This is a genomic window from Nonomuraea sp. NPDC050786 (genome assembly GCF_040654115.1).
GTDB lineage: Bacteria > Actinomycetota > Actinomycetes > Streptosporangiales > Streptosporangiaceae > Nonomuraea.
The window spans coordinates 169,792-193,638 of sequence record NZ_JBFAHJ010000007.1; the positions used below are offsets into that span (position 1 = coordinate 169,792).

20 protein-coding genes and 1 pseudogene are annotated in these 23,847 nt (G+C 70.6%); 8 read left to right on the forward strand and 13 right to left on the reverse strand.

Features of this window, described 5'->3' with window-relative positions:
- Positions 1–99: 99 nt before the first annotated feature.
- The 4 genes from AB0H84_RS16270 to AB0H84_RS16285 are packed head-to-tail and all read left to right on the forward strand — an operon-like array spanning position 100 to position 4,290.
- Complete coding sequence (locus AB0H84_RS16270; RefSeq protein ID WP_357604284.1) at positions 100–597, forward strand: 2Fe-2S iron-sulfur cluster-binding protein; 498 nt, start codon at positions 100–102, stop codon at positions 595–597.
- Positions 594–1,571, forward strand: a complete 978-nt coding sequence (locus AB0H84_RS16275; protein ID WP_357603988.1) for a xanthine dehydrogenase family protein subunit M — start codon at positions 594–596, stop codon at positions 1,569–1,571. The genes AB0H84_RS16270 and AB0H84_RS16275 overlap by 4 nt, the downstream gene beginning before the upstream one ends.
- 5 nt (positions 1,572–1,576) lie before the next feature.
- A complete protein-coding gene (locus AB0H84_RS16280; protein ID WP_357603990.1) occupies positions 1,577–3,811 on the forward strand; it encodes a xanthine dehydrogenase family protein molybdopterin-binding subunit in 2,235 nt (744 codons plus the stop codon).
- Between the two features lie 20 nt (positions 3,812–3,831).
- On the forward strand, positions 3,832–4,290 hold the full coding sequence (locus AB0H84_RS16285) for a nuclear transport factor 2 family protein (RefSeq protein WP_357604286.1): 459 nt from the start codon (positions 3,832–3,834) through the stop codon (positions 4,288–4,290).
- On the opposite strand, the gene AB0H84_RS16290 is transcribed toward AB0H84_RS16285, so the two are convergent.
- From AB0H84_RS16290 to AB0H84_RS16325, 8 genes are all read right to left on the reverse strand, one after another.
- Positions 4,283–5,575: an ArsB/NhaD family transporter gene (locus tag AB0H84_RS16290; RefSeq protein WP_357603992.1), complete on the reverse strand. Its 1,293-nt coding sequence runs from the start codon at positions 5,573–5,575 to the stop codon at positions 4,283–4,285. The two genes, AB0H84_RS16285 and AB0H84_RS16290, sit on opposite strands and share 8 nt — an antisense overlap.
- A 180-nt stretch (positions 5,576–5,755) precedes the next feature.
- Positions 5,756–6,949 carry a site-2 protease family protein gene (locus AB0H84_RS16295; protein ID WP_357603994.1) on the reverse strand — a complete coding sequence of 398 codons (1,194 nt, stop codon included), beginning with the start codon at positions 6,947–6,949 and terminating at the stop codon, positions 5,756–5,758.
- Between the two features lie 54 nt (positions 6,950–7,003).
- A complete protein-coding gene (locus tag AB0H84_RS16300; RefSeq protein ID WP_357603996.1) occupies positions 7,004–8,983 on the reverse strand; it encodes a sensor histidine kinase in 1,980 nt (659 codons plus the stop codon).
- Between the two features lie 260 nt (positions 8,984–9,243).
- Positions 9,244–13,242: an Ig-like domain-containing protein gene (locus AB0H84_RS16305; protein WP_357603997.1), complete on the reverse strand. Its 3,999-nt coding sequence runs from the start codon at positions 13,240–13,242 to the stop codon at positions 9,244–9,246.
- Between the two features lie 36 nt (positions 13,243–13,278).
- The gene (locus AB0H84_RS16310; protein ID WP_357603999.1) at positions 13,279–15,111 is read right to left on the reverse strand and encodes a beta-L-arabinofuranosidase domain-containing protein; all 1,833 of its coding nucleotides are present in this window, start codon (positions 15,109–15,111) and stop codon (positions 13,279–13,281) included.
- Positions 15,104–15,868, reverse strand: a complete 765-nt coding sequence (locus AB0H84_RS16315; RefSeq protein ID WP_357604001.1) for a carbohydrate ABC transporter permease — start codon at positions 15,866–15,868, stop codon at positions 15,104–15,106. Before AB0H84_RS16315 ends, AB0H84_RS16310 begins: the two co-directional genes overlap by 8 nt.
- A complete protein-coding gene (locus AB0H84_RS16320) occupies positions 15,865–16,779 on the reverse strand; it encodes a sugar ABC transporter permease (protein WP_357604003.1) in 915 nt (304 codons plus the stop codon). The genes AB0H84_RS16315 and AB0H84_RS16320 overlap by 4 nt, the downstream gene beginning before the upstream one ends.
- Positions 16,776–18,050 (reverse strand): sugar ABC transporter substrate-binding protein, encoded by a 1,275-nt coding sequence (locus AB0H84_RS16325; protein ID WP_357604005.1) that lies wholly within the window; start codon positions 18,048–18,050, stop codon positions 16,776–16,778. The genes AB0H84_RS16320 and AB0H84_RS16325 overlap by 4 nt, the downstream gene beginning before the upstream one ends.
- A 110-nt stretch (positions 18,051–18,160) precedes the next feature.
- Here AB0H84_RS16325 and AB0H84_RS16330 point away from each other — a divergent pair, with 110 nt between their 5' ends.
- Complete coding sequence (locus AB0H84_RS16330; RefSeq protein ID WP_357604007.1) at positions 18,161–19,174, forward strand: LacI family DNA-binding transcriptional regulator; 1,014 nt, start codon at positions 18,161–18,163, stop codon at positions 19,172–19,174.
- 7 nt (positions 19,175–19,181) lie between these two features.
- Here the strand turns inward: AB0H84_RS16330 and AB0H84_RS16335 are convergent, their stop codons facing one another.
- Positions 19,182–20,120 carry a beta-ketoacyl-ACP synthase 3 gene (locus tag AB0H84_RS16335; protein ID WP_357604008.1) on the reverse strand — a complete coding sequence of 313 codons (939 nt, stop codon included), beginning with the start codon at positions 20,118–20,120 and terminating at the stop codon, positions 19,182–19,184.
- Between the two features lie 45 nt (positions 20,121–20,165).
- Between AB0H84_RS16335 and AB0H84_RS16340 the strand changes: the two genes are divergently transcribed.
- Positions 20,166–20,819: a TetR/AcrR family transcriptional regulator gene (locus tag AB0H84_RS16340; protein ID WP_357604010.1), complete on the forward strand. Its 654-nt coding sequence runs from the start codon at positions 20,166–20,168 to the stop codon at positions 20,817–20,819.
- A gap of 26 nt (positions 20,820–20,845) precedes the next feature.
- Here AB0H84_RS16340 and AB0H84_RS16345 read toward each other — a convergent pair whose 3' ends face one another.
- The 4 genes from AB0H84_RS16345 to AB0H84_RS16360 all read right to left on the reverse strand — a co-directional run bounded on the left by AB0H84_RS16345 (position 20,846) and on the right by AB0H84_RS16360 (position 21,956).
- On the reverse strand, positions 20,846–21,061 hold the full coding sequence (locus tag AB0H84_RS16345) for a hypothetical protein (RefSeq protein ID WP_345001616.1): 216 nt from the start codon (positions 21,059–21,061) through the stop codon (positions 20,846–20,848).
- A 37-nt stretch (positions 21,062–21,098) separates the two neighbouring features.
- Positions 21,099–21,449 (reverse strand): nuclear transport factor 2 family protein, encoded by a 351-nt coding sequence (locus tag AB0H84_RS16350; RefSeq protein WP_357604012.1) that lies wholly within the window; start codon positions 21,447–21,449, stop codon positions 21,099–21,101.
- A gap of 4 nt (positions 21,450–21,453) precedes the next feature.
- Complete coding sequence (locus tag AB0H84_RS16355) at positions 21,454–21,798, reverse strand: DUF3140 domain-containing protein (protein ID WP_357604014.1); 345 nt, start codon at positions 21,796–21,798, stop codon at positions 21,454–21,456.
- Between the two features lie 77 nt (positions 21,799–21,875).
- Complete coding sequence (locus tag AB0H84_RS16360; protein ID WP_357604287.1) at positions 21,876–21,956, reverse strand: YdeI/OmpD-associated family protein; 81 nt, start codon at positions 21,954–21,956, stop codon at positions 21,876–21,878.
- 99 nt (positions 21,957–22,055) lie between these two features.
- On the opposite strand from AB0H84_RS16360, the pseudogene tnpA reads away from it, so the two are divergent.
- Both tnpA and AB0H84_RS16370 read left to right on the forward strand, forming a co-directional pair.
- Positions 22,056–22,467: pseudogene (tnpA, locus tag AB0H84_RS16365) on the forward strand (IS200/IS605 family transposase).
- 7 nt (positions 22,468–22,474) lie between these two features.
- Positions 22,475–23,812, forward strand: a complete 1,338-nt coding sequence (locus tag AB0H84_RS16370) for a transposase (protein WP_357604016.1) — start codon at positions 22,475–22,477, stop codon at positions 23,810–23,812.
- The last annotated feature ends 35 nt before the right edge of the window (positions 23,813–23,847 follow it).

Sequence of the window (23,847 nt, forward strand, 5' to 3'; positions counted from 1 at the left end):
CCATCCCCGCTTTAAAGAACACCGTTCCCTTGTTAAGGAAACGCCGTTCTGTTAGCGTCAGGGTTCCGGACTGAGGGGGGAAGAGTGACCCAGATACGGATGCGGGTGAACGGCGTGGTCGAGTCGCTCGACATCGAGCCGTGGGTGAGCCTGCTCGACGCCCTGCGCGACCACCTGGGGCTGACCGGCCCGAAGAAGGGCTGCGACCAGGGCGCGTGCGGCGCCTGCACCGTCCTCGCGGACGGCGTGCGGATCAACGCCTGCCTGGCCCTGGCCATGCAGTACGCGGACAAGGAGATCACCACGATCGAGGGGATCGCCAAGGACCGTGCGGACACGCACCCGATGCAGCAGGCGTTCGTGCGCCATGACGGGCTCCAGTGCGGTTACTGCACCTCGGGCCAGATCTGCTCGGCCGTCGCCATGCTGGCCGAGCACGCCGCGGGCATGCCCAGTTCCGTCACCCCGCGCCAGGGCGGCACGCAGCTGACCGACGACGAGATCAGAGAGCGCATGAGCGGGAACCTGTGCCGCTGCGGCGCCTACAACGGCATCCTCGACGCCATCAAGGACGTCGCCGCGCAGGAGGCGCCATGAGGCCGTTCGCGTACGTGAAGCCGCTCGACCTCGCCGAGGCCGTGGCGGCCGCCGGCCCGGGCGCGAAGCTCCTCGGCGGCGGCACCAACCTGGTCGACCTCATGCGCGAGGGCATCGAACGTCCTGAGACGGTGGTCGACATCACCGGGCTGCCGCTCGACGAGGTGGACGAGCTGCCCGGCGGCGGGCTGCGGATCGGCGCGCTGGTGCGCAACAGCGCCCTGGCCGCCGACCGCCGCGTCCGCGCCGCCTACCCGGTACTGTCGCAGGCGATACTCGCCGGAGCCTCGCCGCAGCTGCGCAACATGGCCACCGTGGGCGGCAACCTGCTGCAACGCACCCGATGCCGCTACTTCTACGACCAGGCGTATGCCTGCAACAAGCGCGAGCCGGGCGCCGGCTGCGACGCGCTCGACGGGTTCACACGCGGGCACGCCGTCCTGGGCGTGAGCGAGAGCTGCATCGCCACGCATCCCTCCGACATGTGCGTGGCGCTCGCCGCACTGGACGCCACGGTCGAGGTCACGAGCGTGCGCGGCACGCGGCGGATCCCGCTGGCGGACTTCCACCTGCTGCCCGGCGACACGCCGCAGGTCGAGACCGCGCTGGCCGAGGACGAGCTGGTCACGGCGGTCGAGCTGCCGCCCGCGCCGGTCGCGGCCAACTCCCGTTACCGGAAGGTACGCGACCGGGCGTCGTACGCGTTCGCCCTGGTCTCCGTCGCGGCGGCGCTGGAGGTGCGGGACGGGACCGTGACGGCGGCCCGGCTGGCGCTGGGCGGCGTCGCGACCAAGCCGTGGCGCGCCCGCGAGGCGGAGCGGCTCCTGGTCGGCGGCCCGGCGACCGAGGAGGCGTTCGGCCGGGCGGCCGAGGCCGAGCTGGCGCCCGCGACCACGCGGCCGGGCAACGCGTTCAAGGTGGGGCTGGCCCGGGCCACGATCGTGGCCACGTTGAGGGAGCTTACGGATGAGTGAGAAGGATGAGTGAGAAGTACGTCGGCCGCCCCGTCGACCGGCTGGACGGCCGGGCCAAGACCACCGGGCAGGCCCGTTACGCGGCCGAGCACCCCTACCCGGACCTCGCCCACGCCGCGCTCGTGCACGCCACCATCCCCCGAGGCCGCATCACCGCCATCGACACCGAGGCGGCGCGGGCCGTGAAAGGCGTGATCGACGTTCTCACGCACGAGAACGCCCCGACCATGAAGCCCCCGCCCGCCCAGAGCCTGCTGAACCCCAGCACGATGGTCACCGGGACGTCGGTCAACTACCTGGCCACGGACGAGGTGCACTGGAACGGCCAGCCCGTGGCGGTCGTGGTGGCCGAGTCGCCCGAGGCGGCGCGGCACGCGGCGGACCTGGTGCGGCCCACGTACGAGGAACTGCCCGCCGTGGTGGACTTCGCGGCCGAGGAGCCGAACGCCACCCCGCAGAAGAGCAGCGCGATCCGGCCCGCGGCGACGGACAAGGGGAACGCCGAGGCGGCGCTGGCGGCCGCGCCGGTCTCGGTGGACCTGCGCTTCTCCACGCCGCCGCACAGCCACAACGCGATCGAGCCGCACGCGACGACCGCCGCGTGGGACGGCGACCGCCTGACCGTGCACGAGAGCACGCAGAGCATCGCGTGGCTGCGCAGCCACCTCGCGCAGCGGTTCGGCGTTCCGCAGCGGAACATCCGCGTCCTCTCCCCCTACGTGGGCGGCGGGTTCGGCGGCAAGGGCTCGGTCTGGGCGGGCACGCTCCTCGCCGTGCTGGCCGCCCGGGCCACCGGGCGCCCGGTGCGGCTGGCGCTCACCCGGGCGGCCGTCTACCACACGGTCGGGGGCCGGACCCCGAGCACCCAGCGGGTCGCGCTGGGCGCGGAGTCCGACGGGAAGCTGACCGCGCTGATCCACACCAGCGTGGCGAGGACCGGCCGCGCCGGCGGCATGCCGGAGCAGATCACCGCGGCCTCCCGGCACCTGTACGACTCCCCGAACATCCGCCTGCGCCAGAGCCTCGTCCGGCTCGACCTGCTGCCCAACACGTTCATGCGGGCCCCCGGCGAGTCCATCGGCACCTTCGCCCTGGAGTCGGCCATGGACGAGCTGGCCTGCGAGCTGGGCATGGACCCGATCGAGCTGCGGATGCGCAACGAGCCGGCGCGGGACCCGGTGGACGGCAAGCGGTTCGCGAACCGGATGCTGCGCGAGGCGTACGAGCTGGGGGCGGAGCGGTTCGGCTGGCGCGAGCGCGATCCGCGGCCCGGCTCCATGAGGGACGGGCGGTGGCTGGTCGGCATGGGGGTCGCGTCGGCGTACCACCCGTCGTTCCAGCTCCCGGCGAACGTCACCGTACGGCTGGGCGCGGACGGCGGGGTCGTGGTGCGGTGCGGCCTGCAGGAGATCGGCGTGGGCGCGGCGACCGCGCAGGCGCAGATCGCCGCGGACGAGCTGGGGGTGCCGCTGGAGTCGGTACGCGTCGAGGTCGGCGACTCCGAGCTGCCGGAGGCCCCGATGGCGGGCGGCTCGGGACAGACGGCGAGCGCGGCGGCCGGCGTGCTGGCGGCCTGCCGCAAGCTGAAGCGCGCCGCCCTCGACCTGGCCCGGAAGTCACCGGGCTCCCCGCTGCGCGGGGTGACCTCTCCGGAGGCCCGGGACGGCGGTCTCTACCAGGGCTCCCGCGGGGAGACGTACGCGGCGATCCTGACCCGCGCCGGCCGCGACCACCTGGAGGCCGCGGCGGGGATGGGCATGCTCAGGTTCCTGGCGAAGGCCGTGCGCGACCAGCGGCGGTGGGTGAAGGCGGCGTGCGGGGCGCAGTTCTGCGAGGTGCGGGTGGACCGGGACACCGGCGAGGTACGGGTGTCGCGCTGGGTGGGCGTGTTCGACGTCGGCACGGTGATCAACGCCAAGACGGTGGCCAGTCAGCTGCGCGGGGGCATCGTGATGGGCATCGGCCTGGCGCTGTCGGAGGAGACGCTGATCGATCAGCGCACCGGGCGCGTCGTGAACGCGAGCCTGGCCGAGTACCACGTGCCCGTCCACGCCGACATCCCGCGCATCGACGTGCACTGCCTGGACGAACCGGACCCGACGATGCCGCTCGGGCTGCGCGGGGTCGGCGAGGTGGGCATCACGGGAGTCGGCGCGGCCGTGGCGAACGCCGTGCGCCACGCCACGGGCAAGCGGGTCCGCGACCTGCCGATCACGCTGGATAAGCTGCTGCCGCTGTGAAGCCCCGCCTGGAGACGATCATGCCGAAGCCGCCGGTCCCGCCGTTCACCGAGGAGAGCGCCCGCGTCAAGGTGCAGGCCGCCGAGGACGCCTGGAACACGCGCGACCCCGACCGAGTCGCGGCGGCGTACACGGAGGACTCGGTGTGGCGCAACCGCGACGAGTTCGTGACGGGCCGCGACGAGATCAGGGCCTTCCTGCGCCGGAAGTGGGACAGGGAGCTGGACTACGCCCTGCGCAAGGAGCTGTGGGCCGTGCTCGGCAACCGCATCGCGGTCCGCTTCCAGTACGAGTCGCGCGACGTCACCGGGCAGTGGTGGCGCAGCTACGGCAACGAGCAGTGGGAGTTCGACGAGTCGGGGCTGATGCGGCGCAGGGAGGCGAGCATCAACGACGTGCGCATCGAGGAGGGCGAACGCCGCATCTTCGGCCCGCGCGGCGACGGCGAACGCGGCGTGGACGTGCTGCCGCTCAGGTGAGGTAGCGGAGCCACAGATACGGCACCGACAGCGCCACGGTCACGAACGTGACCACCAGCCCGTACCTGGTGAACTGCCAGAAGCTGATCGGGGTGCCGTTGCGGGCGGCGATGCCGAGAATGACGACGTTGGCCGCCGCCCCGACGGCCGTGGCGTTCCCGCCCAGGTCGGCCCCGACGGCCAGCGCCCACCACAGCACCTGCGCGGGACCGCTGCCCCCGTTGGCCTGCACGAGGTCGGCCACGATGGGGCTCATGGTGGCGACGTACGGGATGTTGTCCACGACGGCCGACAGGCCGGTCGAGACCCAGAGCAGCAGCATCGTGGTCAGGCCGAGCTGCCCGTGGGTGGCCTCGGAGGCGGCCTTGGAGACCTGGCCGATGACCCCGGTCTCCACCAGCGACCCGACCATGACGAACAGCCCGGCGAAGAACACGAGTGTCGGCCACTCGACCTCGCCGATGGCCTCCTCGGTCGACACCTTCGTGGCCGCCACCAGCACCCCCGCGCCGAGCAGCGCCACCACGGACGGCGCGTAGTGCAGCACGGGGTGCAGCACGAACGCCGCCATCACCAGGGCCAGCACGGCGAGCGACTGCCACAGGAGCCTGCGGTCGGCGATGGCCTCCCGCTCGTTCAACGTCATGATCTCCGCGGCCCGCTCGGGGTCGTACCGGAACGCCTCCCTGAACAGCCACCTGCACAGCCCGACGAACACCACCAGCAGGACGACGATCAGCGGCGCCATGTGGACGAGGAAGTCGTTGAAGGTCAGGCCGCCGCGGCTGGCGATGATGATGTTCGGCGGGTCGCCGACCAGCGTGGACGCGCCGCCGATGTTGGCCGCCATGGCCTCGGCGATCAGGAACGGGGCCACGGGCGCCGACAGCCGCTCGCACACCAGGAACGTCACGGGGGCGATCAGCAGCACGGTGGTCACGTTGTCCAGCAGCGCGGAGGCGGCCGCGGTGATGACGATGAGCAGCACCATGAGCCGGAACGGCCGCCCTCTGGCGCGTTTCGCCGCCCAGATCGCCAGATACTCGAATACCCCGGTCTGTTTCAGGACGCCGACGATGACCATCATGCCGAGCAGCAGGAAGATCACATTCCAGTCGATCCCGGTCTGCTCGTCGAAGAACGCCGCGCCCGCGTCGGTGGCGTGGATCAGCAGCATGACGCCGGCGCCGCCGAGCGCCGCGGCGACCCGGTGCACCTTCTCGGTGGCGATCAGCGTGTACGCGCCGAGAAAGGCCACCACCGCCACCCACGCGGTGACGGTCATGAGACCTCCGGAACGTCGACAGTCGGCAACAGCGGAACGATCGCCGACCAGACTTCCCGGCACACCTGCCGACAACCTATCAAAGTACGCAGACGGCACAGGGCCGCCAACGGGCTCCTTCACTGGGCGACGTCGCCGACGCCACGATGGGCGGGCGATCCTGCAAGCGATTGCACACGCTCAGGCCGCGTCGCGGTGATGGCCGTGGTAGGGCGGCATGAGGTCCGTGCCCCGCGGCCCCGACAGCGCGCTGCGCAGATCGGCCGTCTGGACCGTCCTGCTGATGTCCGTGGGCGTCAGCAGCCCGACCAGCCGGCCGGCCGGATCGAGCACGACCGCCCGCCCGTCGGCGCGCCCCGGCATCCTGGCCAGCAGGTCGGTCAGCGGCTCGTCGGGCCTGGCCTGAGGCACGTCCTGCGGCGGGCAGGCGATGTCCGCGAGCCGTACGGTGTCGCGCAGCTCCGGCTTCACCTCGCGGATCCGGTTGAGCGTCACCATGCCGCGGAAGGATCCGTCCACACCCACCAGTGGATACGTGGACAGCCGGTGCCGCAGCACCACGCGCTCGACGAGCCCGGACACGGTCTCCTCCGGCGAGGCGACCACGGGCTGTGCCGTCATCGCGTCCACGACGCGGATCCCGCGCAGGGCGGTGCCGAGCCGGGTCTGCTGCTCCTCGGCGGTGGCGGCGCTCACCAGGAAGAGGCCGATCAGCGCGTACCACAGCCCGTTGAGGCTGCTCCCGGTGGCCACCTGGAGGAATCCCAGCACGATGAGCGCGTACCCGAACCAGCGTCCGGCCCGCGCGGCGGTGATCGCCGCCCGCGCCCGGTCGTGCCAGCGCATCCACAGGACCGCCCGCAGCACCCGCCCGCCGTCCAGCGGCGCGGCCGGGATCAGGTTGAAGACGGCGAGCAGCACGTTCACCGCGGCCAGGTACTTGAACACCTCCGCCACCAGCGACGCGCCCAAGACCAGCCCCGCGCCCAGCCACGCCGCCCCGAACACCAGCCCGGCGACCAGGCTCGTCGCCGGGCCCACCACCGCGATCCGCAGATCCGCGCCTGGCGTACGTGGCTCGCCACGCAGCTCCGCCACCCCACCCAGCAGCCAGAGCGTGATCCGCTCCACCTCGATGCCCTCGCGCCGCGCCATGATCGCGTGCGCCAGCTCGTGCGCGAGCAGCGAGCCCATGAACAGCACGGCCGCCACCAGCCCGGCCAGCAGGTAGACGGGCAGGGAGTGACCGGGGAAGACGGCGCGGAAGCGCCCGTAGGCCAGCCCGACCACCAGGATCGCGACGATCACCAGCACGCTGACGTTCAGCCCCACCTGCACGCCCTTGATGCGGCCCAAAGGGATCGATGAACGCATCTCGGCCTCCCTGGGGATCGACTCCCCCTGGCCAGCTGCCCGCAAAGGCGCGTCTCAGGCCACCTCACGCGCGGTCAGGAGGGGGAGCATGACCTCCACGCGGGTTCCGGCGCCGGGCTCGCCGTTGACCACGCAGATCCCGCCCAGCTCCGCCGCGCGCTCGCGCATCGACCCGAGCCCCACGCCCGCGCGGTGCTCCTCGGGCAGTCCCTTGCCGTCGTCGGCGATCAGCACGCGCAGCACCGACGGCTCCCGCTGCAGGACGATCCGGGCGGTGGCGGCCTGGGCGTGCCGCCGGACGTTGGTGAGGGCCTCCTGGACGATCCGGTAGACCGCCACCTCGACGGCCGCGGGCAGCTCTGACAGGTCCCCCTCCACCTCGACCTCGGCGGGCGGCCAGGACTGCTCCGCCAGCTCCTCCACCGCGCGCACCAGGCCCAGGTCGTCGAGCGCGGGCGGGCGCAGGCCGTACACGAGCTCGCGGATGTCCCCCGTGACCGCGCCCATGCCGGCGTGCAGCTCGCGCAGCAGCTCGTCGGCCGCCTCCGGTGACTTCTTGAGGCTGATCCGGGCCATGTTGATGGTCATCGCCATGGCCGAGAGGGTCTGGCCGAGCCCGTCATGCAGGTCGCGGCGCAGGCGGCGGCGCTCCTCCTCCCGGGTGGTCAGGATGCGTTCCCTGGAACGTTGCAGGTCCGCGGCCATCCGCACCGCGTGCGCCACGTCCGCCGCGTACGGCGTGAGCGTGGCCAGCACGCGCTCGTTGTGCGCGGCGGGGAAGCGGCGCGGGCCCGGAGGCCCGACGAGCAGGCGGCCGACGCGCTCGCCATGCCAGATCAGCGGCACCTCGCGGACGTCGGCGCCCACCCGGCCGCTCTCGATGTAACGGGGCTCGCCGTCGGCCACCTCCACGGCCACGCCCTCGACCGCCAGCCCGTCGCGCAGCACACTCACCACCGAGTTCAGCGCCCTGGCCGGGTCGCCGCGCCGCAGCGCCTGGGTCAGGCGCTCCGCCAGCAGGCCGGGGTCGCCGACGGCCCCGTACAGGAGCCGGTCCACGGCCCGCTGCAGCGCGCGCCGCAGCGGCTGGAAGAACGCGCCGGCGAACAGCGCGGCGGCGACGCTGGCCACCTGGCCGTACCCGGAGACCAGCAGGCTCGACAGCGCCCCCGCGCCGAAGTAGACGGCGCTGATCACGGCCACCACCCCGGCGGCCACGAACGCCCGGCTGATCACCGTGTCGATCCCGTAGAGCCGGTAGCGCATCACGGAGAACGCCGTCGCGACCGGGATGAGCGTCGCCCAGCCGATCGCGATCCACGCGACCTCGGGCACGAACGCGGTCAGGATCAGGAAGAGGATGTACCCGGCGAACGCCAGCAGCGGCCAGCCGATCTGCCGCCTGGTGACGGAGTCCGCCCGCCGCAACCGCACGGCCAGCGACAGCGCCGCCAGCGCCATGGAGACGTAGATCCCCGTCCAGGCGATCACCGAGACCGTCTCGGCGTACGGGGCGAGCGCGAGGACCTGCAGCGGGTTGGGGATCGCCCGCGGGTACGGCGTGTGGACCGGCGGCACGCGGAGCACGGCGCGCAGGAAGTCGGTCGTGATCGAGGCGAAGCCCAGCAGCACGGCCCACCGCCAGCGAGGCGAGGGCAGCCGGCCGTCGGGCGAGTACAGCGGCAGGACCATCGTGAGCGTCACGCCGCACACCGCCCACCCGAGCTGGGCCGGCAGGCGCAGGTAGCCCGCGAGGAGGAACTCTCCGTCGGCGGCGGCGCGGAACATCAGCGCCTGCGAGAGGTCGCTGATCGCCGCCGCGAGGCCGCCCGCGCACATGAGCCACGCCAGGTTCAGCCGGGGGCGCTGGAACAGGAGGAACGCGCCCACCGCGGGGAACGTCAGACCGGCAGCCGTCTGAGGGCTCACCGTCCTGGCGGGCGTCCACGCGTCGGGCAGCCCGGCCCATACGGCCACCGCGATCACGATGAGCAGCGGCGACAGCACCGCCATGGCGACGGCGACGCCCCGCACGGCCGTCACTCGACCGAAACCGAGCGCTCCTGCTTCCGTCACCCCGCTGGAAGCCTCCGCATCCGTAGGGGCCTCCCCGGCGGTCTCGGCGAATCCCGCAGCCATTTCCGTCGCCCCCGCCCCTTCGATGCCAGGCACGCCTCCCGTAAAAGAGGATTATGACCCCTTTATCGGAATAATCGTGCCAATCGTTTCCGGCGGCTCGGGAGACCCTGCCCCGGCCCGCGATCCCGCAGAGGCCAGGGCAGGGAGCCGAGGGGCTACTCCACCGTGACCGTGGCCTTGGCGGCGACGGTCGTGCCCGCTACCTGGCCGCTCACCGTGAACGTGCCCGGCTGGGCGTACTTGTCAGGACTGATCGCCTCCCAGGTGACCGCCACGGAGCTGTCCTTCGACCCGTCGTTGTACGTCGCCACGACCGTCCCGGGCAGCGAGGGGGCGACCCCGGCGCTGGTCGTGACCGCCTCCTCGGCGATCGAGGTGATCGTCACCGCCGACGTCGTGCGGACGTACACGGTAGCCTGGGCCGGCCGGCGCACGCCCTCGGCCAGACCGACGACGGTGAAGCTGGTGCCGCCGGTCCTCACCTGGTCGGCCGTCACCTGCTGCCAGGTGACGGCGGCCGAGCTGCGGGCGCCGTCCGCGTACAGGGTCTCCACGGTGGCCGGCAGCTTGGGCAGCGCGCCGACCAGGGTGGGGACGTGCACGGGGCGCACGGAGTCCGGCGGGACCTCGTAGGCCTTGACCTCCAGCAGCCCCACCGACGCCCCGTCGGCCTCGAGCTGCACGCGCAGCTTCGAGGTCGTGACCGTGTCGAACGAGACGGTGTTGTAGGCGTCGACCGCCTTGGGGTACGAGGCGGCGCCGGTGACGTCCTCGAACGAGTCGCCGTCCCACTGCTGGATCTTCCACGAGGCGGGCACGCGGACGCCGCCGCCGTCGTCGAAGAAGTACACGTCGGCCTTGTTCAACCGCACCGGCGACGGCCATTCGAGCTGCACCCACTGCGTGCCCTGCTGCGGCCAGGTGCCCCAGCGCGGGTTGGACCCGTCGTTGGAGCGCGGTGGGTCGATGCCGTCGTTGATCGCGGTGACCTTCTCCCACGGCGAGGTGTAGGAGGCGGTGGGCGTGGCCTTGGGCGCCACGTTCACCTGCGCGGCTTGGGGCATCGCGGTGACGGTCACGGTCGTGGAGGTGCTCTTCTCGCCGTCCGTGGCCGTGAGCCTCAGCCGGTACGAGCCCGCCTCGGAGAACGAGACCACCGTGTCGGTGCCCGTCGGGTTGGTGAAGAACGCCGCACCGGGCCCGTCAACCGTGGCCCACTGGGTCGTGAGCTTGCCCGACGGCAGCCCGTCGTCCTTGACCACCGCTTCGAGCCTGGCCTGGCCCGGGCGGCTGAACGTGGGATCGGGCACGACCACCACGGACGGCGCCTTGTTGGCGACCGGCCCGGCACCGGCGCCCGTCAGGTACGCCTGCACTTCCTTGAGCCCCGTCGCGTAGCCGGGCTGGTGCGTGACCAGCACCCGCAGCTTCTGCGTGGTGACGGCCGGGAAGCGGAGCACGTTGAGGTTCGCCCGCGGGCGGACCGGTTTCCTGTCCAGGCCCGGCACGTCCTTCCAGGCGTCGCCGTCCTGGTACTGCACCGTGTAGAAGGCGGGCTCGCGGTAGCCGCCCGCCTTGCGGTCGTTGTAGAAGTACAGCTTGACCTGGTCGACCTTCTGGGCCGAGCCGAAGTCCGCCGCCAGCCAGTCCTGAGCGTTGCCGGAGCCCTTGCTGCCCCAGTGCGGCTCGTTGATCGTGAACCCGTCGGCCGCGCCCGCCGCGTCGCCGAAGGAGGCGGTGGCGGACCTGACCAGGTTGGGGCGGTCGGAGCGCAGGTCCACGCCGGCCTTCTGGAACAGGTCCTCGATGCGGTCGCCGGCCAGCTTGACCTGGGCCGGCGCCTTCATAGACCCGGCCTTCTCCGCGTGGACGACCTGGCCGCCCTCGACCTGGCCGCCCTCGACCTTGCCGGTCGCCGGGTCCCAGACGGCGTGCGCGAGCCCGGACAGGGTGACCTTGCGCTTGCCGTCGATCAGGATCGAGTACCCCTCGGGCACCCCGGCGTAGTGCCTGGTCCCGTCGCCCGGCTTGTCCCAGACGATGGTCAGGTCGCTGCCCCGGTAGTTGACGCCGTTGACGGTGAAGTGGTCCCAGCCGATGTCCACCGGCCAGAGCTCGACCTTGCCGTCCGAACGCGGGCGCAGGCCCATGACGTCCTCGATGACCGTCCAGTTGCTGCTGCCCAGGATCGTGTGGTGGATCCAGGAGCGGTAGCCGATGCTCTTGGTCTCGGGGTTCCAGTCGGCCCAGAACTCGTTGGCGTCGGGGTAGCGGGTGTCGCCGCCGATGTACTGTGACCAGGCGTTCCAGTACAGGAGCTGCTTGTACTGGTCGGCCGTGATGTACGGCGAGGTGTACTGCCGCAGCGCCTTGGAGAACAGCGCGAAGTTCCGGGTGGAGTTGATCTGCGAGAAGTTGTTGGAGCCGGGGTTACCCGCCGCCGCGGCCTCCGCCTTGTCCTTCTGGTTGGCGGTGTACGCCGGGAATATCGGGTATTCCGCGGGGTCGGTCCACAGGCGCAGCGCCTCCCGGTACTTCGGGTCGTCCGTCGGCACGAGCCCGGTGGCGTACGGGATGTAGTTGTTCGACTCCTTCCACGGGATCAGGTTGCCCGTCTGGAGGTCGCGGTGCTTGAACAGCTTCTCCTTGTCGTCCCAGAGCAGGGTGAGGATGCCGTTCCTGACCTTGTCGGCCACGCCGCGCATCTCCGCGGCCTTGGCCGCATTGCCGGTCAGCTCGTACGCCTGCGCCGCCGCCATCGCGTTGGCGTACACGTACGCGCCTTCGAGCCGCTCGTTGGCCCGCCCGTAGTAGTGGAACGACACCGCGTCGGCGTCGTTGCCGGTCATGTACTCCCGGTCGTACTCGATGACCCCGTTCTTGTTGGAGTCGTACGCGTCGAGCTGGCCGTACACGTCCTTCTCGGCGTAGCGGGCGAGGTTGCGCAGGATCGACGGCTGCCCGCCGTGGAGCTGGTAGCTCTCCAGCGCCGAGGCCGAGATGTACTGCGTGTAGCTGTTCGACCAGTTCTCGGGATCGCCCGGATTGTCGCTGTACTTCGAGTTACGCGAGACCTCGCCCGCCGACACCCACGGCCCGTACGAGTAGATCGGGTCGCGCAGGTACTTGAGGTCCTGCAGGAACATCGGCACGGTCAGCACGATCGCGTTGTTGTAGCCCAGCGCCCCCTCGACCGAGGTCGGGAACTGGAAGTCGTTCCCGGGGATGTCGGCGTCGAGGAAGTTGAAGCGCATGAGCCACCAGCGGTAGTACACGAACTTCTTGATGTTCTCGTCGGGCACGTCGATGTAGGGGAGGTTCTCGGCCCACCAGGCGTTGTAGTCCTGGAGCTGGCGGCGCAGCGCGTCCTGCGACGAGCGCCCCTTGTAGCCGTCGTACTCGGCCCTCGACCCGGGGAGCTCCTCGGTGACGAAGCCCATCTGCACCTTGGTCCGCACGGTCCTGCCCGGCTCGACCGTCACCGAGCCCTTCAGGGTGCCGTCGGCGACCTTCAACCCGTCACCACTGAGCCGGGGGAAGATCGTGGTCAGCCTGTTCTTGGCGAACACGGTGCCGGTCAGCTCCCGGTCGCCCTCCGCCGTCCTGGTGTAGGGCGAGGTCACGGTGATCGGCACCGAACGCGCGGCAGACCCGGTGTTGGTGATCTCCAGCGTCGTCACGGCCACGTTCTCGTGCGTGATGAACTTCTTCACCCCGACCGACAGCCCGTCGCCCGCGTACTGGCCGGTCCAGTGGCTGGGCATCTGCAGCCGCTTGGCCACGTCCTCTTTCAACTCGCTGCCCAGCGAGATCTCGTACGCGCCGCGGTTGTCGATGCTCTCCCAATAGGCCACGTACCCGCCGAACCCGATGACCGACGGATCGTGCTCCTTCATGAACAGCGCCCGCCCGCGCGACATCAACCACGTGCCCGCCGGGTCGTCGCCCGGCCGGGCCAGCATGCGGTCGATCCAGTACGAGTCGCCGCCCTTCTCCTTGCGGTAGATCTCGTCCATCATCTTGCGCGGGTGGTACGCCACGGGCTCGGCGGGGACGGGATCGGCGCCGGTGAACACCGGCATGCCGAGGCCGTCCTGCGCGGCGTACGCGGGGGACGCGGGGGACGCGGCAAGCGAAGCTGTGAGCGTTAACACAGCCAAGCACACCAACGGTTTACGCACTTGCCTCTCCTAGATCGGTAGCCAGACACGCATGGTCGCGGGACCGCGGTTGCCCCACCGGTGGTAGGGCACCAGCCGGAGCGTGACGTCCGTGCCGCTCGCCCGCCCGTCGGAGGCGGGCGCGTACGGCCAGCCGTCGGGGGCGCCGGACCCGAGCGACGCCTCGACCTCCAGCTCCACGATGCCGTCCGCCTCGCGCTCCACGGGCGGCTGGACCCGCGCGGTCAGGTCGCCGAGCGGCGGCTCGTCGCCCACCGACTCCGCGCAGTAGACCAGCGGCCCCCGCTCCACCGCCGCGCTCCCCCGCAGCGCGTCGATCCGCCGGTCGGGGTACGTCCACCGGGGCGCCATCGGCAGCTCCAGCCGGATCTCGTCGCCGGGCCGCCACGGACCCTCGACATGGGCGTAGCCCGGATCGACGGGACGGACCTCCGGGCTCTCCTCCAGCGGCGCGTCAGGCGAGGACGCCGGGACGCGCGCGAGCGTGGCGTCCGTGGCCCAGGCCGGGACGCGCAGGCCGATCCGGCCCTCGCCGCCCTCCAGCACCCGGACGGTCACCGAGCCGTTCCACGGGTAGCCGGTCTCCACCCGCACCGCCAGCCCGCCGCGCCGGATCTCCGACGGCGTGTGGTGGTGGATCTGGATGCCGTCGGCCGACGAGGTCGCGATGTAGGCGGGCAGCGAGGCCAGCGTGCGGGCGATGTTGTGCGGGCAGCAGGACACGTCGAACCAGGGCGAGCGGAGCCCGCCCTCGGCGGCGTGGTTGACGCCTTCGAGCGGCGTCGCGGGCACCCGCACCTGCAGCGGGTTGGCGTAGAAGAACGACTTGCCGTCCAGTGCCACGCCCGTGGCGAGCATGTTGTACATGGTCCGCTCGGCCAGGTCGGCGTACCGGACGTCGCCGGTGGCCAGCAGCAGCCGGTGCGCCAGCATGATGGAGGCGATGCTCGCGCAGGTCTCGTTGTAGGCCCGGTCCGGCGGCAGCTCGTAGTCATCGCCGAACGACTCGTCGATGTGCCGCGAACCCATGCCGCCGGTGAGGTGCGTGCGGCGGGCGATCGTGCGCTCCCACTGCGCCTCGACGGCCTTCAGCAGCTCCTGGTCGCCGGTCTCGACGGCCACGTCGACCACGCCGGAGGCCAGGTAGAGGGCGCGCACCGCGTGCCCGCGGAACACTTGCGCCTGCCTGGCCGGCATGTCGTCCTGGAAGTAGGCGCGGCCGAAGGGGATGTCGGCGAGCGCGGGCAGTCCGCGGCGCTCGACGAAGCGGCGGGCCATCTCCAGGTAGCGATCGGCGCCGGTGACGCGGTAGAGCTCGACGAGCGCCATCTCGATCACGGGGTGCCCGCAGGTCTCGGTGCCCTCCATGAAGCGGCGGCAGACGTGGTCGGCGGCCCTGATGGCGACCTGGGTGAGCCGGTCCTCGCCGTGCATGCGCAGCCGGGCGACCCCGGCCTGGATGAGGTGGCCGTAGCAGTAGAGCTCGTGGCCCCACTCGAAGTCGGTGTAGCGGCTGCCGGACCAGCGGGTGTTGATGTAGCCGTCGCCCTCCTGCGCGTGGGCCACGGTCTCGGCGAGCGCGGGCAGCCCCGGATGGTCGGCCCAGGCCATGGCCTCCAGCAGCTTGTAGGTCTCCGAGTCGCTGAACTCCCGGCCCCTACGGGGACGCACCCCCCGGAAGTTGGGGATCCAGCCTTCGCGTTCCTCCCATTCCACGCAGTGGGCGATGGTCACCTCGCGATTGAGCGCCGCCCGGTCGCCCCAGAAGCCGGGGTTCAGCCGTACCTTGTCGAGGCCGAGGGGGGACAGGACGCCCGATGAGGGCAGGACAGGGTTAGCCACGCAGAGCTCCTGACATGAATCCGCGCACGTAGTGGCGCTGCAACACGATGAAGAGGATGAGGCAGGGGACGGCCATGACCATCACGCCGGCCTGGAGCATGCCGTAGTCGATCGCGCCGAACGTGTGCTGCGTCATGCTGACCACGGCCACCGGCAGGGTGAACGAGGCCCCGTCGTTGAGCAGGATCAACGGCGCGAAGAAGTCGTTCCACGAGGCGAGGAACGCGAACAGGCCCACCGTGATCAGCGCCGGCCGCACGGCGTGCAGCAGGATCCTGGCGAACGCCCTGAACGTGCCGCACCCGTCCACCAGCGCCGCCTCCTCCAGCTCGCGCGGCAGCGCCTCGAACGCGTTGCGCATCATGAACAGCGCGAACGGGAGCTGGAACATGACCAACACCAGCGACAGGCCGACGAGCGAGTTCTGCAGCCCCAGGTAGCCGAGCAGGACGTAGAGCGGGATCAGGATCGTCGCGTACGGCACCATGAGGATCGCCAGCGTGGCCAGGAAGAGCACGTTCTTGCCCGGGAAGTCGAAACGGGCGAAGCCGTAGCCGCCCAGCGCGGAGATCACCAGCGTGCCCGCCACGGTCATCACCGACACCAGCACGCTGTTGGTCGCGTACGTGCCGAGCCCCTCCCCGAAGCGGGCCATCTCCAGGTAGTTCGACGGCTCCTCCAGCGAGGCGTAGCCGCTCCACACCAGCGGGAACAGGAAGAGCACCGCCAGGGCGGACAGCGTGAGGTACCGGCTCATCGCAGCCTCCGCATCATCACCGTGTTGAGCCCGACGAGGGCGACGAGCAGGACGACCGAGAGCGCCGCCGCGCCGCCGAGGTCGAAGCGGAAGAAGGCGTCCCGGTAGACGACCATGACCATCGAGACCGTGCTGTTGTCCGGGCCGCCGTTGGTGAAGACGAAGAACTGGTCGAAGGCCAGCAGCGAGCCGGTGACGCTGAGGATCAGCATCAGCGCGAGCGTGGGACGCAGCAGCGGCAGCGTGATCTTGGTGAACACCTGCCAGCGGTTTGCGCCGTCGCTCCTGGCGGCCTCGTACACCTCGGTCGGGATGGCCTGCAGGCCGGTCAGCAGGATGAGCATGTTGAACCCGGCGAAGCGCCACAGCACCAGCGCGATCGTCGAGAACAGCGCCATGTTGGGCGTGCCGATCCACTTGACCGGCTCGCTGGTGACGTGCAGCGCCTGGAGCAGGGGGTCGATGGGGCCGAAGTCGTTGTTCAGCATCCCGTAGAACAGCAGGCCGGCGGCGGCGAAGCCCACGGCGCCGGGCAGGAAGAACGCGGTCCTGAAGAAGCCGATGCCGGGCCTGCGGTCCTGCACCAGCAGGGCCAGGCCGAGCGCGACGGCCGACAGCAGGACCGTCGTGATGGCGGTGTACTTCAGCGTGAAGAGGACCGCGTCGATGAAGAGGGGGTTCTCCCCGATCTTGCGGTAGTTGTCGGGGGCGTTGAACGTGGCCTGGCCGAGCAGGGGCCAGCGGTTGAGCGACATCCAGACGACCAGCGCCAGGGGCGCGATGAAGAGCACCCCCACGATGACGGCCGTCGGGGCGGCGTAGAGCCAGCCCTGGACCTTCCTGCTCCGCCACCGGGCCGACGGCGCGGTGTGCGCCGGCCGCCGCCCGGATCGCGTGATCGTCAAGGTCATTGCTGCAGCGACTTCGTGATCTCGGCGTTGAGCTGGGGGACCTTCGAGGCGTCACCGAACACGGCCTCGCGGGCCAGCCGGAGCCACGGTCCCTGCGGGTCGTTGAACGTCTGGCCGAAGCGGAGCGCGTACGGCGTCTGGCCCTTGGCCACCAGCGAGTTGATCAGCACCACGCGCGGGTCCTCGGCGGAGTACTTGTTGCCGGCCAGGTCGGTACGCGCGAGCACGTCCTTGTTCTTGGCCATGATCTCGACCTGGGCCTCGTCGGAGACCGTCCAGGACAGGAAGTCCCAGGCCGCGTCGGGGTTCTTGGTCGTGGCGGAGATGCCGACGGAGTCGCCGCCCACGAACGTCGACTCGCCGCCGTCGGGGCCCGCGATCGGGGTGACGCCGATCTTCATGTCCTTGGGCATCAGGCCGAGCGTGGTGGAGGGCATCGGCATGACGCCGATCTCGCCCTTGGGGAAGAAGCCGGTCCAGGTCGGGCCCTGCTCCTCCTTGGCCGTCGGGCCGGTGACCTTCTTCTCGTACAGGTCGCGCCAGATCTTGAACACGTCGGTCATGGCGGCCTGGTCGTTGAGCGACTGGGTGCCTTCGGGGTTCATCACCTGGCCGCCGGCGGCCCAGACGGAGGGCCAGAACGTGAACACGTAACAGCCGCCGCAGTTGCCGCCGAAGAAGGTGCCGTGAACCTTGCCGTCCTTGCCGAGCTTCTCCTGGATCGTGGTGGCCTGCTGGGCGAACTCCTTCAGCGACTTCGGCCCCTTCTCCGGGTCGAGCCCGGCCTTCTGGTACAGGTCCTTGTTCCAGAACCAGACCGACAGGTCGAGGGTGTGCGGGAGCGTGTACTGCTTCCCGTCGAGCGTGCCCAGCTTCATGTGCGAAGGTGCGAGGCTGTCCTTGTACGGCAGCTTCGCGATCCTGTCCGTGATGTCCATGAACAGGCCCTGCGAGGTGTAGTTCGGGACGAAGATGACATCGGCCGCGAACACGTCGGGGAGCTGCTTGGCACCGGCCGCGGCGGCGATGCGCGGCTGGTAGTTGTCGGTAGGAATGACGGTGAGCTTCACCTGGATGTTCTTGTGACTGCTGTTGTACGCCTTGACCAGCCGCTCGCTCTGCGCCTGGGTAGCCGCACGGGTCCACATGGTGATCGTCGCGGGGCCTTCCGACGGCTTCGCGCCACCGCCGCCTCCGCCGCCGCTGCCGCAGGCCGCCGCTGTGAGCGCTAACACGCCGAGGAGGGAGATCCCGGCCAGCCTTCGTCTCATGATGTGCTCCTGGACTTAAAGGTTTTCGGAAACGTAGAAGAAACAAGAGTCCATGTCAATGGGTGCTAGGGTTCTATCAGTTCACAGGTGACCGAAAAGGGTTTCGAAACATGGCGAGTAAGCGGGCGACCATCTCGGATGTGGCCTCGCTGGCGGGGGTCTCGATCGCCACGGCGTCCAAAGCGCTGAACGGGCGCCAGGACGTGCGGGCGGCGACGCGCGAGCGCGTGCTCGCCGCCGCGGCGGAGCTCTCCTTCCAGCCGAACGCCCTGGCCAGGGGGCTGATCTCGGGACAGACGCGCACGGTCGGCCTGCTGACCTCCGACAGCGTCGGCCGGTTCGGCATCCCCGTACTGCTCGGGGCGGAGGACGCGTTCGGGGCCGGCGAGATGGCCGTGCTGCTCTGCGACGCCCGGGGCGACGCGATCAGGGAGCAGCACCACGTACGGGCGCTGCTGTCACGCCGCGTGGACGGGCTGATCGTGGTGGGCGAGAGCACGAACCCGCGGCCGTCGGTGAGCAAGGAGCTGCCGATCCCGGTGGTGTACGCCTACGGCCCGTCGGAGGACCCCTCGGACGTGTCGTTCGTGCCGGACGACGTGGGCGCGGCCGCCATGGCCGTCAACCACCTGCTGGCCATGGGCCGCCGCAGGATCGCGCACATCACCGGCCCGACGCACTACAAGGCGGCACGCGACCGCGAGGAGGGCCTGCACCAGGCGCTCGGGGAGGCGGGCGTGGCGCAGGCCGGGCAGACGCTGTCGGGGCCGTGGTCGCAGCGGTGGGGGCGGCACGCGGCCGAGATGCTGCTGATGGCCGAGCCGGAGATCGACGCGGTGTTCTGCGGGAGCGACCAGATCGCGGCCGGTTTCGTGGAGGCGGCCAGGGAGCGCGGGCGCCGGGTGCCGGACGACATCGCGGTGGTGGGCTACGACAACTGGGAGGTGCTCTCCACGGAGACCCGGCCCGCGCTGACCACGGTGGACATGAACCTCGAACTGCTGGGCCGGACCGCCGCCCAGCACCTCTTCGCGGCCATCGACGGCAAGGCGACGCCGGGGGTCCACAAGATGCCCTGCCAACTCGTCATCCGCGACTCCACCTCCCCGCCGGGCAGCTCCTGAGGCGCCGTCAGGGGCAGCGTACGATCATCCCCGCGTAGGACAGGTTGCCCCCGAAGCCGAAGAGCAGCATCGGCGCCCCGCTCGGGACCTCGCCCCGCTCCAGCAGCTTCGACAGCGCCAGCGGCACGCTCGCGGCCGAGGTGTTGCCGGACTCCACGACGTCGCGCGCCACGATCGCGTTGACCGCGCCCAGCTTGGCCGCGAGGGGCTCGATGATGCGCAGGTTCGCCTGGTGGAACACCACCGCCGCCAGGTCCTCCGGCCGTACGCCGCCGCGCTCGCACACCCGGCGGGCGATGTCGGGGAGCTGGGTGGTGGCCCACCGGTAGACGGTCTGGCCGTCCTGGGAGAAGCGGGTCGGGGTGCCCTCGATGCGTACGGCGGTGCCGAGCTCCGGCGCCGAGCCCCACACCACCGGGCCGATCTCCGCCTCGCCCGCCGCGCTGACCACTGCCGCCCCCGCCCCGTCGCCGGTCAGCACGCACGTGGTCCGATCGGTCCAGTCGGTGACCGCCGTCATCTTGTCCGCCCCCACGACCAGGGCGTTGGTGGCCGCCCCAGCGCGGATCGCCTGGTCGGCCAGCGCCAGGGCGTGGGTGAAGCCGGAGCACGACACGCCGACGTCCATCAGCGCCGCGCCCGGCACGCCGAGCCTGGCGGCGACGCGGGAGGCGACGTTGGGGGCGCGCTCGGTCTGCGTGCAGGTGGCGATGAGCAGGAGGTCGATGTCGGACGCGGCCAGGCCGCCGGCGGCCAGGGCCTTGGCGGCGGCGTGCCCGGCCAGGTCGGCCACGCTTTCGTCGGCCCCGGCCACATGTCTGGTACGGATGCCGACCCGCTTGCTGATCCACTCGTCGCTGGTGTCCACCATCGCCGCCAAATCATCATTTGTCAGGATTTTGGCTGGTTGATAGTGGCCCGTGGCGACAAGGCGCGATCCGCTCATAGGCGGACTATAGCAACCGAACGTTCGGACGCTAAAGTAGCGGGCATGAGCCCGCGCAAGTCCGTCGCCGAAGCCCTCAGCACGCGTGCGGCCATCCTCGACCGCTCGGTCGCCATCGCCTCCGCCGAGGGGCTCGAAGGGCTGACCATCGGCCGCCTCGCCGGCGAGCTGGGCATGAGCAAGGCAGGCGTGCTCGGGCACTTCGGCTCCAAGGAGGCGTTGCAGCTCGCGGTCCTCGGCCGGGCCGGGGAGGTCTTCCGCGCCGAGGTCTGGGAGCCCGCCATTCCCGCCGCGCCCGGCCTGGCCCGGCTGCGGGTGCTCTGCGAGGCGTGGATCTCGTACCTGGAGCGGGAGGTCTTCCCCGGCGGGTGCTTCTTCGTGGCCGCGGCGCACGAGTTCGACGGCAGGCTGGGGACGGTGCGGGACGCGGTCGAGTCCCTGTTCGACGCCTGGCGCGGGCGGCTGCGCAAGGAGACCCGGCGCGCGGTGGACGCCGGGGAGCTGCCGGAGGAGACGGACGTCGATCAGCTCGTGTTCGAGCTGCTGGGCGCGGCCATGGCCCTGAACCACGCCGTCCAGCTGCACCGGGACCCGCGGGCGCCGGAGCTCGCCCGCCGCACCGTACAGGCCCGCCTGGGCCTCCTCGCCGCGCCCGGCGGCATCGACGGCAGCGTCCTACCCCCGGCCGCGCGTCCGTGAGGGCGACCGGGGAGCCGGGCTGCGTGCTAGGCGCCCGCCGACAGCCGTTCGAAGAGCGCCACCGCCGCTTCCCGGACCTCGTCCGGAGAGACCCCGTCCAGCGTCATCCTGGCGTGCGAGATGTCGCGGGTCGTGGCGAGCGTGATGGCCACGGACGAGGCGGCGGCGTGGTCGATCGATCCCGTCGGGGCGGCGTCAGCCAGTTCCTGGGCGCTCGCGGCGAGGTCGAGGTTGTCTCTCAACGGATCTCCTCGGATGAAGACGGTTCGGCCCATTGCATCATTTGACGTCCTGTCGCATCCACCATTCGGTGAATTCCCGGCATCTGCCGTCGGGTACGAACCTGATCACCCACAGGTTACTGTACGTTTTGTCCGGATATGTAGTGACCCCCTGGATAACGCTCACGTCATCGGTCACGGTCACCGGCTGCCACTCGAACGTAGCCTCACCAGGCTTGTCCCGCCGCCCCAGCCACTCGGAGACGATCTCGTCACGTCCCTGCCAGGGCGGGCAGTACGGCTCGGTGTAGTAGAGGGCGTCCTCGGTGAAGAGCGCGGAGATGTCGTCGGGGTCGTTGGAGTTCCAGGCGCGTACGTACCTCTCGATCCACGGACCCGGCTCGACCATCGGCCTACCCTCTCAGCGGATCGTGGCCCACGGACATGAGCTCCCGCCGCGACTCCGCGTCCGTCCGCTCGCCCAGGGTCTCGACGAGCTCCACCACCTGGCGCATCAGCTCGACGTCGTCCTCGGTGAGGTCGCCCTTCCGCTTGCTCAGGACGTGCAGCACGCCGCGTCCCAGCTCGTCGACGCCCAGGTCGGGGTCGGGCGGGAAGCCGTCCCCGTCGGAGGCGTCGGAGGCGTCGGAGGCGTCGGAGGCGTCGGCCAGCAGGTACGCGCGCAGCTCCTCGGAGTTCATGTTCACCAGCCGGTGGAATTCGTCCCACAGCAGGTCGGTGTCAAAGCCCTCAGTCATGGTGGCCGCATACCCGCCGAACACGGCGTTACGCGCCTGTCGCCGGGTCGCACGGGACCCAAGCTGGGCGAACGCCCTCAGCCGATGCCGTCGGCGAGCTTGGCGACCGTGTCGGCGACGCGCCGCTGCCTGGTCTCCGGCTTCTTGGCGCCCTCGATCGGAGATCAAGGGCGCGGACCCCTGGCTTCAGCCATGGGGGTGAGCCCTTCTGTCGAATCTTTGAGCGGTAGATAGATCAACTCCGTATATTGATCCGTGTGACTGTGACCATGCGTCAACAGTCACACACGAACGGCAACATCGCCTTCCAGTGCGCCTTTCACGTGGTGTGGTGCCCCAAGTACCGCAGGCGAGTGCTGGGTGGACGGATCGAGACGCGACCGAAAGAGCTGATCCGCCAGGTGATCGCGGAGAAAGGCGCGTGGCTGGTGGACCTGGAGGTCATGCCCGACCACGTTCACCTGCTGGTCGAGATGGACCCGCAGTTCCAGATCCACAAGCTGGTCAAGGCCATCAAGGGCCGCTCTTCCCGCGTCCTGCGTCAGGAATTCCCGAGCTTGACGTCGAAACGTCCGACGCTGTGGACCAACGCTTACGTCGTGGCCACCGTGGGCGGGGGCGCCTGTGGATGCGGTCAAGCGGGGCGTCGAGAACCACAAGAGGCGGTGATCCGAGGATGCTGACCGGACGTAAGTACCGCCTGGACCTCACCCCCGGCCAGGCGGAGTTCGCCGAGCGGATCGGCGGCGTCTCCCGCAGTGTGTGGAACACCGCCCTGGAGCAGCGCCGTACCTACCGCCGTCGGGACGCGTGGATCGGCTACCACGAACAGGCCCGCCAGCTCGTTGAGGCCAAGGGTGAGTTCGGCTGGCTGGCGGAGGTGCCTGGCCACTGCCTGCAGCAGACGCTCATCGACCTGGACCAGGCGTGTTCCCGGCACGGGACCTGGAAGGTCGGTTGGAAATCCAAGGCCAAAACGCGGCCGTCGTTCCGGTTCCCCGAAGGTGGGAAGATCGCCATCGAGCGGCTGAATCGGCGCTGGGCACGGGCGAAACTCCCCAAGCTCGGCTGGGTCCGCTTCCGCATCACCCGCCCGCTCGGTGGCAGGATCAAGAACGCCACCGTCAGCCGGGACGGCCCCCACTGGTATGTCAGTTTCCTCGTCGAGGACGGCGTGGTCACACCGCAGCGGCATGCCAGCCCGGGCAGCGCGGTCGGTATCGACCGAGGTGTGGCCAAGGTCGTCACCCGCTCGGACGGGCTCTTCCACCACCAGGTCTTCGCCCGCGAGCGGGAGGTCGAGCATGCCGCCACGCTGCAGCGTCGCCTGGCCCGCACCCGCAAGGGCTCGGCCCAGCGCAAGCACGCCGCTGCAAAGCTGGGCAAGGCGTTGGCGAAGGTGCGGCGTCGCCGCGCGGACTTCGCCGCCAAGACCGCCCACACCTTGGCCACGAGTTTCGAGCTGATCGTGTTCGAGGCCCTGACGACCACGAACATGACCGCCGCCGTGGCACCCAGACCAGACCCCGAACAGTCGGGCGCGTTCCTGCCCAACGGGGCCGCGAGCAAGTCCGGTCTGAACCGGTCCATCCTGGACAGAGGCTGGCACCGGATCGAGTTGGCCACCCGCAGCAAGGTCCGCTACACGGGCACCTGCGTGATCACCGTGAATCCGGCGTACACCAGCCAGACGTGCAATGTGTGCACGGTGGTGGATCGGAAGTCCCGCGATAGTCAAGCGGTCTTCCGGTGTACCTGGTGCGGCCACACCGAGCACGCCGACGTGAACGCCGCCAAGAACATCCTCACCGCCGGGAGGGCGGAGCACGCACCACCCGGACCGGGTGCGCGGGCTGGGCGCGCAAACCACACAACCGCGTGGGCCGGAAGGCGAACCGCCAAGCAACAGCAGCTCAGGGCCACGCTACGGCGAGCCCCGAGCTGGCTGGAATCCCCCGACCTTAGTCGTGGGGAGCGCTTCAACTGCAGCACGTACCGCCTCTTGCGCGAATAGGAGAAGCTCTCGAAGAATCGTGACCGTCACCGAGG

Coding starts and splice junctions, on each gene's coding strand:
- AB0H84_RS16370 (WP_357604016.1), top strand. CDS start 22,475: ATGCTGACCGGACGTAAGTACCGCCTGGACCTCACCCCCGGCCAGGCG.
- AB0H84_RS16355 (WP_357604014.1), bottom strand. CDS start 21,798: ATGACTGAGGGCTTTGACACCGACCTGCTGTGGGACGAATTCCACCGG.
- AB0H84_RS16325 (WP_357604005.1), bottom strand. CDS start 18,050: ATGAGACGAAGGCTGGCCGGGATCTCCCTCCTCGGCGTGTTAGCGCTC.
- AB0H84_RS16320 (WP_357604003.1), bottom strand. CDS start 16,779: ATGACCTTGACGATCACGCGATCCGGGCGGCGGCCGGCGCACACCGCG.
- AB0H84_RS16330 (WP_357604007.1), top strand. CDS start 18,161: ATGGCGAGTAAGCGGGCGACCATCTCGGATGTGGCCTCGCTGGCGGGG.
- AB0H84_RS16285 (WP_357604286.1), top strand. CDS start 3,832: ATGCCGAAGCCGCCGGTCCCGCCGTTCACCGAGGAGAGCGCCCGCGTC.
- AB0H84_RS16275 (WP_357603988.1), top strand. CDS start 594: ATGAGGCCGTTCGCGTACGTGAAGCCGCTCGACCTCGCCGAGGCCGTG.
- AB0H84_RS16335 (WP_357604008.1), bottom strand. CDS start 20,120: ATGAGCGGATCGCGCCTTGTCGCCACGGGCCACTATCAACCAGCCAAA.
- AB0H84_RS16270 (WP_357604284.1), top strand. CDS start 100: ATGCGGGTGAACGGCGTGGTCGAGTCGCTCGACATCGAGCCGTGGGTG.
- AB0H84_RS16290 (WP_357603992.1), bottom strand. CDS start 5,575: ATGACCGTCACCGCGTGGGTGGCGGTGGTGGCCTTTCTCGGCGCGTAC.
- AB0H84_RS16350 (WP_357604012.1), bottom strand. CDS start 21,449: ATGGTCGAGCCGGGTCCGTGGATCGAGAGGTACGTACGCGCCTGGAAC.
- AB0H84_RS16280 (WP_357603990.1), top strand. CDS start 1,577: ATGAGTGAGAAGTACGTCGGCCGCCCCGTCGACCGGCTGGACGGCCGG.
- AB0H84_RS16295 (WP_357603994.1), bottom strand. CDS start 6,949: ATGCGTTCATCGATCCCTTTGGGCCGCATCAAGGGCGTGCAGGTGGGG.
- AB0H84_RS16340 (WP_357604010.1), top strand. CDS start 20,166: ATGAGCCCGCGCAAGTCCGTCGCCGAAGCCCTCAGCACGCGTGCGGCC.
- AB0H84_RS16315 (WP_357604001.1), bottom strand. CDS start 15,868: ATGAGCCGGTACCTCACGCTGTCCGCCCTGGCGGTGCTCTTCCTGTTC.